This is a genomic window from Sorangium sp. So ce128 (genome assembly GCF_051525245.1).
In the GTDB taxonomy this organism is placed as follows: domain Bacteria; phylum Myxococcota_A; class Polyangia; order Polyangiales; family Polyangiaceae; genus Sorangium; species Sorangium cellulosum_B.
Genome location: NZ_CP150313.1, coordinates 3,844,390 through 3,858,324 on the forward strand (window position 1 = coordinate 3,844,390; position 13,935 = coordinate 3,858,324).

General features: G+C 73.8%; 11 protein-coding genes. 8 read left to right on the forward strand and 3 right to left on the reverse strand.

What is annotated here, in order from left to right:
* Positions 1–348 precede the first annotated feature (348 nt).
* From WME82_RS14905 to cheB, 7 genes are read left to right on the forward strand one after another with little or no spacing between them, the layout of a single operon-like run.
* Entirely contained in the window at positions 349–732 is a 384-nt protein-coding gene (locus tag WME82_RS14905; protein WP_437746092.1) for a response regulator transcription factor, read from the forward strand.
* 4 nt (positions 733–736) lie between these two features.
* Positions 737–2,947 carry a chemotaxis protein CheA gene (locus WME82_RS14910; RefSeq protein ID WP_438043369.1) on the forward strand — a complete coding sequence of 737 codons (2,211 nt, stop codon included), beginning with the start codon at positions 737–739 and terminating at the stop codon, positions 2,945–2,947.
* On the forward strand, positions 2,944–3,381 hold the full coding sequence (locus WME82_RS14915; RefSeq protein ID WP_438043370.1) for a chemotaxis protein CheW: 438 nt from the start codon (positions 2,944–2,946) through the stop codon (positions 3,379–3,381). Before WME82_RS14910 ends, WME82_RS14915 begins: the two co-directional genes overlap by 4 nt.
* On the forward strand, positions 3,371–5,920 hold the full coding sequence (locus WME82_RS14920) for a methyl-accepting chemotaxis protein (protein ID WP_438043371.1): 2,550 nt from the start codon (positions 3,371–3,373) through the stop codon (positions 5,918–5,920). The genes WME82_RS14915 and WME82_RS14920 overlap by 11 nt, the downstream gene beginning before the upstream one ends.
* Positions 5,917–8,280 (forward strand): HEAT repeat domain-containing protein, encoded by a 2,364-nt coding sequence (locus WME82_RS14925; RefSeq protein ID WP_438043372.1) that lies wholly within the window; start codon positions 5,917–5,919, stop codon positions 8,278–8,280. The genes WME82_RS14920 and WME82_RS14925 overlap by 4 nt, the downstream gene beginning before the upstream one ends.
* Positions 8,281–8,290: 10 nt before the next feature.
* Positions 8,291–9,121, forward strand: coding sequence for a CheR family methyltransferase (locus WME82_RS14930; protein WP_438043373.1), 831 nt, complete (start codon positions 8,291–8,293; stop codon positions 9,119–9,121).
* Positions 9,118–10,152, forward strand: a complete 1,035-nt coding sequence (gene cheB, locus WME82_RS14935) for a chemotaxis-specific protein-glutamate methyltransferase CheB (protein ID WP_438043374.1) — start codon at positions 9,118–9,120, stop codon at positions 10,150–10,152. The genes WME82_RS14930 and cheB overlap by 4 nt, the downstream gene beginning before the upstream one ends.
* 33 nt (positions 10,153–10,185) lie before the next feature.
* Here cheB and WME82_RS14940 read toward each other — a convergent pair whose 3' ends face one another.
* Positions 10,186–11,388 carry a putative sensor domain DACNV-containing protein gene (locus tag WME82_RS14940; protein WP_437871822.1) on the reverse strand — a complete coding sequence of 401 codons (1,203 nt, stop codon included), beginning with the start codon at positions 11,386–11,388 and terminating at the stop codon, positions 10,186–10,188.
* Between the two features lie 72 nt (positions 11,389–11,460).
* Complete coding sequence (locus WME82_RS14945; protein ID WP_438043375.1) at positions 11,461–12,423, reverse strand: Ku protein; 963 nt, start codon at positions 12,421–12,423, stop codon at positions 11,461–11,463.
* Positions 12,424–12,692: 269 nt separating this feature from the next.
* Here WME82_RS14945 and WME82_RS14950 point away from each other — a divergent pair, with 269 nt between their 5' ends.
* Positions 12,693–13,292, forward strand: a complete 600-nt coding sequence (locus tag WME82_RS14950; protein WP_437746101.1) for a cysteine hydrolase family protein — start codon at positions 12,693–12,695, stop codon at positions 13,290–13,292.
* A gap of 67 nt (positions 13,293–13,359) precedes the next feature.
* Here WME82_RS14950 and WME82_RS14955 read toward each other — a convergent pair whose 3' ends face one another.
* On the reverse strand, positions 13,360–13,905 hold the full coding sequence (locus WME82_RS14955; protein WP_437871826.1) for a DUF3341 domain-containing protein: 546 nt from the start codon (positions 13,903–13,905) through the stop codon (positions 13,360–13,362).
* Between the last annotated feature and the right edge of the window lie 30 nt (positions 13,906–13,935).

The following is a 13,935-nucleotide window of genomic DNA, read 5'->3' on the forward strand; positions in this document are numbered from 1 at the left end:
GCCTGTCTGCGTCGGTTGCTTCTGGTCGCCTCTGGTCGCGTCAGGTTGCCTCTGGTCGCGTCAGGTTGCCTCTGGTCGCGTCAGGTTGCTTCTGGTCATTGCGCCACGCATCACGCAACGCTCGCCGGGTTCCATGACGTCTGTCGTGGCGTTCGCGCCCGCCGACGTTCGCCGGCGCACCGGGTCCTTTACGCGCGGGCAGCGCATGGCCGCTGCGCGCTGCTCACCCGAGCGTGGCATCCGCAGCTCGGGACGTGTCTGACGGGAGTTCCCTGATTCTCCCACGGACGCACAAGCGCGATTGACACCCCGGATTCGGAAAGGCTATTCCCTCGATCGAGCACCGCTGTGGCAGAGATCCTCGTCGTCGATGACAGCCGGGTGATGCGTGAGATGGTGGTGGCCTGCCTCCGGGCAGAGCAGCACGGGTTCGCGCACGCGGCGAGCGGGCTTGAGGCGATTGAGACGCTCTCGCTCAGGCCGTTCGATCTCGTGGTGCTCGACCTGAATATGCCCGATATCGGGGGACTCGAGGTGATCGAGTTCATCCGGGGTCAAGACAGGCTGCGGAGCCTGCCGATCCTGGTGGTGACGACCCGGGGTGATGAGGAGTCCCGCGTCCGCACGCTCGCCGCGGGGGCGTCCGAGTTCATGACGAAGCCCTTCACTCCCGACGCCATCCTGGCCAGCGTGCGCGCGCTCCTGCAGGACAACGGCGCCAGCGCCGGATGACCGGATGGGCGGCGCGCTCGATGTGAACGAGTTCGTGGCCGGCTACCTCGTCGAGGTGGAAGAGCACCTCTCCGCGTCGATGGCCAACCTCCTCGCCGTCGAGGCGGCCCTCGGCGCCGGCGAGTCGAGCCCCAAGGCGATCCGGGAGCTCTTCCGCGCCCTTCACACCATCAAGGGCCTCTCCGCCATGGTCGGCGTGGAGCCGATCGTGGATCTCGCCCACGCGATGGAGACCGTGCTCCGGGCGGCGGACCGGGCGGCCGGGAGCCTCTCCGCCTTGTCGATCGAGGTCCTGCTCCGCGGGCTCCGGTCCATCGAGGAGCGGGCGCGGGCCCTCGCCGAGGGCAAGCCGGTGCTGCCGGCGGCGCCCGAGCTCCTCGCCGCGCTCACCGCGCTCGATCTCGCCGCCGCGCCGTCGCCGCCCGTGCCGACCATCGGCGCCGATCCCGAGATCCTCGCGAAGCTCGGGCCTGGCGAGCGGGTGCAGCTCGCGCAGGGCGTGGCCGGCGGGCGGCGCGCGCTGCGGGTCGACTTCGTCCCCTCGCCGGCGCGCACCGCCGAGGGGGTGAACATCACGACCGTCCGCGAGCGCGTCGGCAAGCTCGCCGAGATCGTCAAGGTCGTCCCGCTCTCGGTGCCGGCCAGCGATGGGGCGCCGGGCGGCATCGTCTTCGCGCTCCTCGTCCTCACGAGCGCGCCCGACGAGGAGGTCGCGCGCGCGGCGGCGGCGGATGGCGTCCGCGCGCTCACCGTGGAGCCCCCCGTCCCGCCGGCCGTCGCGGCGCTGGCGGAGCGTGAGCCGGACGAGCCGGCGGACCGGGAGCCCCAGCTCCGAGGCGTCGTCCGCGTCGAGGTGGCGCGCCTCGACGACGCGCTCGACAAGCTCTCGGCGCTGGTCGTGACGCGGTTCCGGCTCGCTCGGGCGGCCGCCGAGCTGCGCGCCCGCGGGGTCGACACCCGCGATCTGTCGGAGATCCTGCGCGAGCACGACCGGACGCTGCGCGACCTCCGCGGCGCCATCATGCGCGCGCGCATGATCTCCGTGGCGGAGCTCCTCGAGCGCGTGCCGCTCGTCGTCCGCGGCCTCGGACGCGCGACCGGCAAGCAGGTCCGGCTCGAGATCGACGCCGGCAAGGCCGAGCTCGACAAGGCGGTCGCGGAGCGCGTCTTCCCTGCGATCGTGCACCTGCTCCGCAACGCCGTCGATCACGCGATCGAGCCGCCCGCCGAGCGGCGGCGCCTCGGCAAGCCCGAGGAGGGCGTCGTCCGGGTCTCCTGCTTCGAGCGCTCCAGCAACCAGCTCGAGCTCGGCGTCGCCGACGACGGCCGCGGCATCGATCGCGCGCTGGTCGCGAGGCGGGCCGGCCGCCCCGCGCCCGAGAGCGACGCGGCGCTGCTCGACCTCATCACGCTCCCCGGGCTGTCGACGCTCGATCAGGCGACGAAGACCAGCGGCCGCGGGCTCGGGATGGACATCGTGCGCCGCATCGCGGTGGAGCAGCTCAGCGGCGAGCTCTCGGTGAGCACGTCGCCCGGCGCCGGCACCACCTTCACCCTCCGGATCCCGCTCACGTTGACCATCGTGGACGCCTTCTCCTTCCTGTGCGGTGACCAGCTGTTCGTGACGCCCGTCGCGGGCGTCGAGGAGGTCATGGAGATCGACGCCGCGCGCATCCTCCGCGGCCCAGCGCCTGGCCAAGCGCGGGGCGGGACGATGTTGCCAGCCCTGGGCGAAGCACGGGGCGGGACGATGTTGCCAGCGCCGGGCGAAGCGCGCGGCGGGACGATGCTGCCAGCCGTGGGCGAAGCGCGCGGCGGGACGATGTTGCCAGCGCCGGGCGAAGCGCGCGGCGGGACGATGCTGCCAGCCGTGGGCGAAGCGCGCGGCGGGACCATGTTGATCGAGCGCCGCGGCGAGGTCGTGCCCCTCGTCGACCTCGGCGCCCTCTTCGAGCTCGGGGCCTCGCCGGCGCGCAGGGCGCTCGTCGTCCGTCGCCACGGCGCGCCCTTCGCGTTCGGCGTGACCCGCGTGATCGGCCAGCAGGAGGTGGTCGTGCGGCCGCTCGAGGACCCGCTCGTCCGGGTGCCGGGCGTGTCTGGCTCGACGGATCTCGGCGACGGGCGCCCCACGCTCGTCCTCGACCTCGTGACCCTCAGCGGCAGGCTCTCCGCTGGCCGCGGCGGCCGCGGCGCGCTCGTCCGGGGGGCCTCGTGAGCGATCTGCACGTGGTCCTGAAGGTGGCGGACACCGAGTACATCATCTCGGCGGCGGACGTGCTCCACATGGAGTCGTTCGCCGGGGCGACCCGGGTGCCGGGGGCGCGATCGTACGTCGGCGGCCTGGTGCAGATCCGGGGCCGCGTGGTCCCGGTCGTGGATCTGCGCGTCCGCTTCGGGCTCCCGAGCGCGGAGCCGACGCTGGACTCGCGCGTCATCGTCGTCCAGCGCGGCGGCCGCACCGTGGGCCTCCTGGTGGACAGCGCGCGCGAGGTCGTCAACATCGCCGAGGGCGAGCTGAAGCCGCCCCCCGAGGTCATGGCGGAGGAGAGCGCCGGGTTCGTCAGGGCCGTCGCGAAGCTCGGGGAGCGCCTCGTCATGCTCGTCGACGTCGGCAGGATCATCGGTGAGGAGCAGGATCATGGCATCTGATGCAATCGCGGACATCGACGGCGCGCTCGCGCGGGCGGAGCAGACCGAGCGCGCGCTCCGTCAGGCGGTCGCGACCGTCGCCGGCGTCGAGCAGGCGGCCGCGCGGCTCGCCGCCCTCGGCGCCGAGCAGGCCGCCTCCGGCAGGGAGCAGGGGGCCATGGCGGGGGCGCTCGCGGGCGAGATCGAGGAGGCTGGGGTGGCCGCGCAGGCGCTCGCCCGCTCCGGGCAGCGGGTGGGCGATGCCGTCATCGAGGCCGTGAGGGGGACCGAGGGCATGGCGGGCGGCATCGGCGCGCTCGCCCCCGCGCTCGCCAGCGTGAAGGGCGACGCCGACGCGCTCGCCGCCTCGGCGGACACGACCGCGGTCGCGCTCGAGGAGATCGCCCGCTCGGTGAAGGCGGCGAGCGCCAGCGCCGAGGAGCTCGCGTCCTCCAGCGAGGAGCTCCTCAGCGCGGTCTCCGTGACGAGCGGATCGGCCGACGAGGCGGCGGTCCGCGGCGAGAGCAGCGCCGCGGCCATCGAGCAGATCGGGGCCACCATCGAGGAGATGTCGAAGGGCGTCGCGCGCCTCTCGGCCGACGCCAAGGGGGTCGGGGCGCAGATCTCGAGCATGGCCGGGGCCGTCGTGGGCGTGAGCGGCTCCCTCGATCGCGTCGCGAAGGACGCGACCGAGATGGCGAGCGCGGTCGAGGAGACCGCGGCGACCGCCGAGCAGATGGCGCGGTCGATCCGCGGGGTGGCCGAGAGCGCGAAGGCGCTCGACGCGAGCGCGTCGACGACCGCGAGCACGATCACGGAGATCGCGAGCTCGGTCGAGGAGGTCGCGGCCACGGCCGAGAAGAACGCGGCGACCATCGAGGCAAACGCGGTCGCCGCCGAGCAGCTCGCGCGGGCCGCGCAGCAGGTCGCGCAGAGCGCCGAGCAGATCAGCGGGCTCGCGGCCGGTAACGCCGCCACGTCGTCGCAGGTCGAGGCCTCGACGCGGCGGATCGTCGCCATCGTCGAGACCGCGCGCACGACCGCCGAGCAGGGGATCGCGACCGCGCGCCAGGGCGCCGCGACGGTCGGCCGGTCCATCGCCGGGCTCGGGAGCATCCGGCAGGCGATGGCCGACTCCGCGTCGGTCATGAAGGAGATGGGCAAGCGGGCGGAGGAGATCGGCGACATCGTCCAGACGATCAACCTGATCGCCGACCGCACGAACCTCCTCTCGCTCAACGCCAGCATCGAGGCCGCGCGCGCGGGGGAGCACGGCCGCGGCTTCGCCGTCGTCGCCGAGGAGATCCGCAACCTCGCCGATCGGGCCGCCGTCTCGAGCGCCGAGATCGCCAAGATCGTCCGCGCGCTCCAGGCGAGCGCCCGGGAGGCGGTGGCCGCCTCGAGCGAGGGCGTGAAGGTCGCGGACGAGGGGACCCGGCTCGCGAGCGACGCCGATCGGGCGCTCGCGTCCATCCTGCAGGGGGTCGAGGAGCTCGGCCGCTCGATCCGCGACATCGACCGGGCGAACGCGGAGCAGGTGCAGGCGGTGGCCTCCCTGACCCAGACCGCGTCGCGCATGAGCGACGAGGGCAGGGCGGTCGCGCGCTCCGCGGCCGAGCAGACCAAGGCGATCCAGGCGCTCGCGCAGGGCAGCGCGGAGATGCGGCGCATGGCCCGGCAGACGAAGGACGCGACCGCCGAGCAGGCGCGCGCGCTGCGGGAATCCGTGAAGGCGAACGCGCAGCTCACGTCCACCGCCGAGCGCGTGTCGCGGGCGATGGACGAGCAGGCGACGGGGGCGTTGCAGCTGGCCAAGGTCGCCGCGCAGATGCGCGCGCTGACCCAGCAGACCAACGCCGCCATGGTCGAGCAGACCCGCACCCTGGCCGGGATCACGGCGCTCACGCAGGACGTCACGGGCGCGTCGCAGCGCATGGTCGCCGGCCTCGCGGAGCAGGCGGGCGGCGCGACCGAGATCGCGCGCGCGATGGACGACATCCGGCGGGTGTCGGTCCAGTCGGCGCGGAGCATCGGCGAGCAGGCGCGGGCCGCGAAGCAGCTGGAGGCGTCCGCCCGCCAGGTCGCGCGGCTCGCGGCGGCGGTGACCGCCGCCACGGCGGACCAGGGCAAGGCGACGGCGGCCCTGGCAAAAGAGGGGGAGTCCGTGCGCCGGATCGCCAGGCAGGCGGCGCGGGCCGTGGCCGATCAGGCGGAGGCGAGCATGGCCCTCGCGTCGGGCGCGAACCGGCACACGTCGTCGCTCCAGGCCGCCGAGAAGGGGATCGGCGAGCTCTCGACCCGGAGCGAGCAGCACGCCGCCTCGCTCTCGCGGCTGCGCGACCCGGTCCGGGAGCTGCTCGCCTCCACGGCCAGGCACGCGAGGGACACCGGCGCGATCGCGAGCGACGCTGGCCAGGTGCTCGAGCAGCTCGGCAGGATCCGGCAGGCGAGCGCGGAGCACGCGGTCGCGGTCGCGGGCGTCGTCGCGACGTTCGCCCACGCCGTCGCCCACATCAAGGCGAACGGGACGCCGCACCCCACGCCGCCGGAGACAGCATGATCGCTCGTCGACCCGCGCCCGCGCTCGCCATCTCGGACGCGGAGCGGCTGCGCGTCGAGCGGGTCGAGCGGCTCGCCGCCTCGGGGCCCCCGGGGGTGCCTGAGCTCATCGAGATGCTCGCGGATCCGAGCTGGACCGTGCGGCGGGCCGTCGTCGCGTCGCTCGCCGCGCTCGGCGATGCGGCGGTCCACCCCCTCTGCGCGTGCCTCTCCACCCGGCGCGACAGCGAGGCGCGCATCGCCGCCGCGGTCGACGCGCTCGTCGCGTCGCTGGGCGACGTCGACGCCGCCGTGCTCGCGCTGACCCTCGATCCTCGCCCCGCGCTCGTCGCCGACGCGGCGCAGATCCTCGGCCGCCGCAGCAGCGCGAAGGCCGTCTCCCGGCTCGCGGAGCTCACGTCGCACCCCGACGACAACGTCGCGGTCGCCGCGATCGAGGCGCTCGGCCGGGTCGGCGGCAGGTCCGCGGTCGACTCGCTCGTGGATGCCGTCTCGAGCGGAAATTTCTTCCGTGTCTTCCCGGCGATCGACGTGCTGGGCCGGAGCGGCGACCCGCGCGCGACCGGCCCGCTGGCGGTCCTCCTCGAGGATCCGCGCTACCTGCTCGAGGCGGCGCGGGCGCTCGGCCGCACCGGCAGCCGCGGCGCCGTGGCGCCGCTGGTGCGCCTCCTCGGGCGGCCGAGCGACGGCGTCGTGCGCGTCGCCGCGGCGGCGCTCGCCGAGCTGCGCGAGCGGTACCGCGAGCGCTACGGGACGGCCGCGCCGATCGACGAGGCGCTCCGGAGCGAGGCGCCGGCGCCCGGCGTGGCGCGGCGGCTCTCCCAGAGCCTCGCGGGCGCGGATCCGGCCGAGCAGGCCGCCCTCTGCAGCGTGCTCGGCGCGATCGGGGGCGACGAGGCCCTGCTCGAGCTGACGCGCCTGCTCGACGCCGATCCTCCCGTCGCGGGCGCCGCCGCGGAGGCGCTCGGCCAGCTCTCGCGGAGCGCGGACCCCCGGGTGCTCGCGGCGCTGCGCGACGGCGACAGCACGCGCAGGCTCCTGCTCCTGCCGCTCGTCCGGGGCGTCGCAGCCGCGGGCGACGTGGAGCGCTGCCTCGCCGATCCGGACGCGGAGGTCCGCGCGGCGGCGTGCGACGCGCTCGCGCGCATCGCGGAGCCCGGCTCGGCGCGCGCGCTGTTCCAGGTCCTCGACGACCCGAGCCCCCGCGTGGTCCACGCAGCGACGACCGCGATCCAGGGCCTCGGCGGCCCGGACGTCGAGGCGCTCGCGCTCGCCGCGGCCCGCGACGGGGCCCCGGCCGCGCGGCGGACGGCCCTGCGGATCCTCGGGCACCTCGCGCCTGCGTCGGCGCTGCCGGTCTTCCTCGACGGCCTCTGCGACCCCGACGTGCGGGCGCGCGAGCAGGCGATCCATGGCCTCGCGTCCCTCGCGGCGCCGGCGGCGCTCGACGCGCTCGTCGAGGTCGCGGCCGAACCCACGGCGCGGATCCGGGCCGTGGCGATGCGGGCGCTCGGGCAGTCGCGCCGGGACCCTCGCGTGATCGGCGCGCTCCTCGCGGGGCTCCGCGACGGCGACGCGTGGGTCCGGTACTACGCCTGCCAGTCGCTGGGGAAGCTCGGGTGGGAGGCGGCGGCGGGGGTCATCGCCGAGCGGCTCCGGGACGAGAGCGGCCAGGTGCGCGTGGCGGCGATCGAGGCGCTGTCGGGGATCAAGGGTGATCTCGCGCTCGCGGCGCTGGAGCAGGCGGCCCGGGACGGCGACACGGACATGCGGCGGTCGGCGCTGATCGGGCTCGGCATCGCCGGGCGGGAGGCGTCGCTGCCGACGTTGCTCGACGCGCTCTCGTCCCCGGACGTGGCGACCCGGCTGGTCGCGGTGTCGGCCATCTCCGGCTTCTCGTCGCCCGAGGTCCTGCCCGCGCTCGTGCGGGCGGCGGGCGACCCCGACGAGAGCGTGCGGGCGGCGGCGACCAGCTTCATCGCGGGGCGGCCCGGCGCCGAGGCGACGAGGACCCTGGTCGCGCTGCTCGTCACGGCGCGGGCGCAGGGCCCTCTGCTCGCCGCGCTCTCGACGCCCGTGCCGGGCCGCATCGAGGGCATCCTCGACGCGCTGGGGACGGCGGACGACGAGCTCTCGCCGCTCCTGACCGCGGCGCTCGCGCGGATGCGGCTCCCCAGGGCGCACGCCGCGCTCCTCGAGGCGCTCCGTCTGCCGCGCGCGCCGGCGCGGAAGGCGGCCGCCACGACGCTCGCCGCGGTGGCCACCCGCGAGGGATTCGCGGCGGTCGAGTGCGCCGCGCGGACCGATCCTGATCCCGAGGTGCGGCGCGTGTCCGCGTCCGTCCTCGCGCAGTGGGTCTGATCCCGTGGGCATGACGAGCCGCCTCCCCATCTCTCCGCAGGTCTTCGCGATCTTCAGCGCGCTCGTCGCCGAGAAGATCGGCTTCCACTACGACGCGGCCGATCGCGAGCTGCTCGGCGACAAGCTGTCGGCGCGCGCCCTCGACGCCGGCTTCGACTCGCTGCTCGATTACTACTACTTCCTCCGCTACGACCCGGCGGGCGCGGCCGAGATGGACGCGCTGATCGACGGGCTGGTCGTGGGTGAGACGTACTTCTTCCGCGAGCTCGCGCAGCTCGAGCTTGCCGTCTCGGAGTTCGTCGCGCCGCGCGTGGCGGCGGGCAGCCGGCCGCGGATCTGGTCGGCGGCCTGCTCGAGCGGCGAGGAGCCGTTCACGCTCGCGATGCTCCTGGCCGAGCGGGGCCTGCTCGACAAGGTCGAGCTCATCGCGAGCGACATCAGCGCGCGGGCGCTCTCGCGGGCCCAGGCCGGCGTGCTCGGGCCGCGCTCGCTCCGGAGCAACGCCCCGCCGCCTCCGTTCGCCGAGCGGTGGCTGCAGGTGACGCCCGATCGCGTCGTCGTGAGCGCCGAGCTGAGGCGGGCGATCGACTGGCGGCGGATCAACCTGCTCGACGCGTCCCATGTCGCGGCGCTGGGGCGGCTCGACGTCGTGATCTGCCGCAACGTGCTCATCTACTTCCACGACAACACGGCGCGGTGGGTGGTCAAGAACCTCTCGGGGGCGCTCTCCCCGGGCGGGATCCTCCTGGTCGGGGTCTCCGAGTCGCTCTTCAGGCTCGGCACCGCGCTCGCCTGCGAGGAGCGGGGCGGCGTGTTCCTGTACCGGAACGCGGAGCCATGAGGCGCCGTGCGGTCCGCGTGCTCGTGGTCGACGACTCGGCCTTCGTGCGCAAGGTGCTGCGGCAGGTCCTCGGCGCGAGCTCCTCGATCGAGGTCGTCGACACGGCCATGGACGGCCTCGACGCGCTGGAGAAGATCGCGCGCTACAAGCCGGATGTCGTCACGCTGGATCTCGTGATGCCGAACCTCGACGGCCTCGGCGTGCTCGCGTCGTTGCCGCGCGAGGGCGCGCCGCGGGTGATCGTCGTGAGCAGCGCCGAGGCGGACAGTGATCTCGGCGTCAGGGCGCTCCAGCAAGGCGCGACCGATCTCGTCGAGAAGCCGACGGCGCTCGCGACCGATCGCCTCTTCGGCCTCGCGGACGAGCTGGTCCGCAAGGTGCTCGCCGCTGCCGAGGCGAAGGTCCACCGCGTGGAGCCGCCGCCCGCGCCGCCGCCCGCGCCTGGCGCGATCCCGGCGCTCTCGCGCACCCAGGTCGTCGTGATCGGCGCGTCGACCGGCGGCCCGCTGGCGCTGACGCGGCTCCTCGCGGCGATGCCCGCTGGGTTCCCGGCCCCCATCGTCGTCGCGCTGCACATCCCTCCTGGCTACACGGAATCGCTGGCGCGCCGCCTGGACGACGGGAGCGCGCTCTCGATCGTCGAGGCGTCGGACGATCTCCCGCTCCGGCCCGGGCTCGTGGTCCTCGCGCGCGGGGGGACGCACCTCGCGGTCCGGCGCAACCTCGCGTGCGCCAGCGTCCGCTTCGTGGCGACGGCCAGCGCGTCCCTCTATTGCCCGTCCGTGGATCTGCTCTTCGCGAGCGCCGCGGCCGAGTTCGGGCCCGGCGTCCTAGGGGTCGTGCTGACGGGCATGGGGGACGACGGTCTGGCGGGCTCCCGGGCGATCCGCGCGGCGGGCGGGAGAGTCCTTGCGGAGGCCGAGTCGTCCTGCGTCGTCTACGGCATGCCCCGCCGCGTGCTGGAGGCCGGGCTCGCCGCGGCCGCGGCGCCGCTCGATCAGATGCCTGCGGCCATCCTGCGGCATCTTTGAGTTCGCAGGTCGCGCCTCGCGCGCCGCGCCTCGTCAAAGCGGCCAGTAGACGACCTTCCCCTCGATCTCCTGGAACGTCGCCGCGTTGCCGTCCTGGGAGACGATGAAGGCGATCCTCTCCGGGTACCCTGCGACGAACGCCGCGGCCGCGCGGTGGCGGGTGCCGCGCGCGTCGAGGCTCAAGCTCGCGTCCATCCGCTGGTCGGGGGTGGCGGCGAAGACCTCGGAGATGATCGCCCTCGGAGGCGGCAGCTTCGCGCCGAACGCGAGCACGTCGAGGGCGTGGCTCATCACGACCGCGCCGTCGACGGTCGTGAGCCGCACGATGAGCTCGAGCAGCCGGCTGACGCGCTCGGATCTCTGCAGCGCGTCTTCCGAGTCGCGCGGCGCTGGCCTCCCCCCGGACGGCTGGCATGGCCCGTCCGGCAGGTGGGTCTCGTGCGCGCCGGCGAGGTCGAGGATGGCCGAGCCGAGGCACAGGGCAGGGGCCAGCCGCTTGACCTCGGTGTCGAGCTGATTGCCCTCTTCCCCGAAGAGCTGCGGCAGGCCCTCGCCTGGCCCCAGGACGACGAGGAGCCCGCCGCGACCGAGCTCGACCATTCCCTCGACGATGCGCAGCAGATAGCCGCGCACGTTGCGGGCGAGCGCGCTCGCCTGGTCCCGCGCGACGGTCCGCTCGATGGAGTCGAGCAGCGGCCGGTTCTTGGGCATCCACGTCCGCACGGCGCCGCGCTCGTAGCGGACGACCTCCCATTCGCCGCGGTACACGGCCACGACGCCGGGCTTCGGGGCGACGACGCGCACGAGCTGATCGAGCGCGAACGACGGCCGGCTGTGCGGCACCGCGATGCCGGCGACGGCGAGCGACCCATCGAGCGGCACCACGGCCAGGAAGGCGCGCGGCCACGCGCTCGCCGGGCCCAGGTTGGCCAGGTGCTCCGCGTCGAACGCCACCGGAGACCCGAACCGCACGAGATCCCACGCGGGCTCTCCGGACTCGAACTCGGCGAGGCGCTCGGCGAACACGACGCCGATCGGGTTGAGCCGCCCCTCCTCCGTCGCCATGGACGCGAAGAACAGCGTCTCGATCAGCTGCGTCAGGATCGCGGCGAAGGAGGGCGGCGCCTCGTCGGGGGCGACGCGGGCGCCCGGAGCCAGCTTCTGCGCCGCGAGCGGAGGCTGCCCCTGCAGCTCGAGAAAAGCCGCCGTGACGTCCGCCGGATACTTGGGGCGCATGAGCTCGCTCTACCCTCCTCTGCGCCCCCGGTGAGACCGGCGGGCGGCGTGCACGCCGCTTCTCCGTGCGGGCTACGCGGCCCGACGCGAGCTGCGGCCCTTCCGCTTCGGGGCCTCCGCCTTTCGCACCCGGGATTTGCCGCCTTCTTCCGGCGCTCTTCTCCCGTCCTTCGCGCCGTCCTTCGCGCCGCTGTTCGCTTCGTCGTTCGCGGCCTTCTCGCCCTTCTGTCCGAGGCTCTTCTTGAGCAGCGCGATGAGGTCCACCGTGCCGGTGGCGCGGCGGTGGCGCTCTTCCTCGACAGGCTCCGCGGGCGCCGTCGTGCGGCCGGATTTCACCTTCCTCTCGATGAGCTTCATCACGTCGTCGCGGTACTCGTCCTTGTATTTCTCCGGCTCCCACGCGGTGGCCATCTCGGCCACCAGCCGCTCCGCCATCTCCAGCTCCCGCTTCCCGAGCCCCTTTCCCTGGGCGTCCATCTCGGGCAGGTCGAGCTCCTCATCGGAGCGGAGCTCGTGCGCGAACCGGAGCAGGTTCAGCACGAGCCCTCTGCCGTGAGGCCTCACCGCGGCGATGTGCTCGCGCGTCCGGATCACGACCTTCGCGATACCGACCTTGCCCGTCTTCCGCAGCGCCTCGCGCAGGAGGACATACGCCGTCACCGGCGATCGCTTCTTGCCGTTCTGAGACGCGGGAGCGAGGAAATACGGTTTATCGTAGTAGATCGGGTCGATCTCCGAGGCGTCGACGAAGTCGAGGATGTCCACGGTCTGCGTCGCCTCCACGTTCGCGCGGCGCAGGTCCTCGTCGGACAGGACGACATACTCGCCCTTCTCGTAGGGATAGCCGCGGACGATATCGTCCCAGCTCACCGGCTCGCCCGTCTCCCGGTTCACGCGCTCGTAGCGGATCGGCGCCATGGTGCGCCTGTCGAGCTGCGTGAAGTGGAGCTCGTCGGGCTCCTCGGCGGGGTAGAGGGCCACCGGGATCTGCACGAGCCCGAAGCTGATACTCCCTTTCCAGATGCTGCGAGGCATGTGCGCTCCTTCGACCCGGAAGGCGACCCGAGGGGCCCGCGCCAGGTCCGTCATGGCGAGCAATGCAAGCCGGCGGCCGACGACGCGTCCTCGCGCATCCTGCGCCGCGCGCCCGTCCTGGCCGCCTGGGGGCCATCGCGGATCCTGCGCCCCCTGCCGCGCGCTGCCACAGCCGAGGTCGCGTTTCGCCACGGCGGACCGGGCGCGGCGGTGATCGGCGGTGATCGCTGCCCCGCGCGCCCTCGCCTGCAGTATAACCCGCGCACGACATGCCTCGACGTTCCCACGACCTTCACGGCGCCGCGCCGGACGAGAGCCGGACAGCGCTGCTCCTCATCGACGTGATCAACGATCTGGACTTCCCGGGAGGCGACCGGCTGCTCGCCCACGCGCTCCCGATGGCGCACCGCATCCGGGCGCTGAAGCAGCGGTGTCGCGACGCCGGCATTCCGGCGGTCTACGTGAACGACAACTTTGGCCGCTGGCAATCCAACTTCCACCGTCAGATCGAGCACTGCCTGGAAGAGGGCGTGTGCGGCCGCGAGATCGCGGCGCTGCTGCGGCCTGGAGAGGACGATTATTTCGTGCTCAAGCCCAAGCACTCCGGCTTCTACGGCACCACGCTGGAGATTTTGCTCGAGTCGCTCGGCGCGCAGACGCTCCTCCTCACCGGCATGGCGGGGAACATCTGCGTCCTGTTCACGGCGAACGACGCCTACATGCGCGATTACAGGCTGCTCGTCCCGTCGGACTGCGTGGCCTCCGAGACCGAGGAGGACAACGGCCACGCGCTCCGGCAGATGCAGCGCTTCCTCAAGGCCGACATCACGCCGTCGGACGAGCTCGACCTCGAGCGGTTGCCCGCCTGACACCGGCCGATGCGCGGCGTCAGGCGGGCAGCTTCCCGAGATCACGTGGGATGACAGCGCGTCACGCTCAGGCGACGGCCCTGTGCTTCGACGAGATCCCCTCTTCGGTGAGGACCGCGACGTCGGTCGCGCCGCCGCGCTCGAGGATCTGCTTGGCGAGCGCGCGCTCGTTGCTGTCCTCGACGTGGACGGAGATGAGGATGTTGCCGCCCTTGATCTTGCCCTCGTACTGCTTGGCCTCGACCTCGGGGATGCCGAGCCCGATCAGGGCGCCGGTCACGCCGCCGAGCGCGGCGCCGGCCGCGGCGCCGCTCAGCGCGGCCATGATGGGGCCGGCCGCGATGAACGGCCCGAGCCCCGGGATGGCGAGGGCGCCGATGCCGGCGAGCAGCCCGATGGTCCCGCCGACCGCGCCGCCCGCGCTGACGCCCGCCGTCGCGCCCTCGGGCGCCTTCGTGTGCTTCTCGTGCGCGAAGTCCCGCGTCCCGTGCTTGTCGGGGAAGAGCGCGGAGATGTCGCTGGTCATGAAGCCGGCGCGCTGGAGATCGCCGACGATGATGTCTGCCTGAGCGAGCGTGCTCACGAGGCCAAGGACCGCTTTCTTCGTTGCCATGGTGTCTTCCTTTCGGACCGTTCGTATCGG

Excerpts from the sequence above, each read along its gene's own strand:
- WME82_RS14930 (WP_438043373.1), top strand. The coding sequence starts at position 8,291 with ATGACGAGCCGCCTCCCCATCTCTCCGCAGGTCTTCGCGATCTTCAGC.
- WME82_RS14940 (WP_437871822.1), bottom strand. The coding sequence starts at position 11,388 with ATGCGCCCCAAGTATCCGGCGGACGTCACGGCGGCTTTTCTCGAGCTG.
- WME82_RS14920 (WP_438043371.1), top strand. The coding sequence starts at position 3,371 with ATGGCATCTGATGCAATCGCGGACATCGACGGCGCGCTCGCGCGGGCG.
- WME82_RS14945 (WP_438043375.1), bottom strand. The coding sequence starts at position 12,423 with ATGCCTCGCAGCATCTGGAAAGGGAGTATCAGCTTCGGGCTCGTGCAG.
- cheB (WP_438043374.1), top strand. The coding sequence starts at position 9,118 with ATGAGGCGCCGTGCGGTCCGCGTGCTCGTGGTCGACGACTCGGCCTTC.
- WME82_RS14910 (WP_438043369.1), top strand. The coding sequence starts at position 737 with ATGGGCGGCGCGCTCGATGTGAACGAGTTCGTGGCCGGCTACCTCGTC.
- WME82_RS14950 (WP_437746101.1), top strand. The coding sequence starts at position 12,693 with ATGCCTCGACGTTCCCACGACCTTCACGGCGCCGCGCCGGACGAGAGC.
- WME82_RS14955 (WP_437871826.1), bottom strand. The coding sequence starts at position 13,905 with ATGGCAACGAAGAAAGCGGTCCTTGGCCTCGTGAGCACGCTCGCTCAG.
- WME82_RS14925 (WP_438043372.1), top strand. The coding sequence starts at position 5,917 with ATGATCGCTCGTCGACCCGCGCCCGCGCTCGCCATCTCGGACGCGGAG.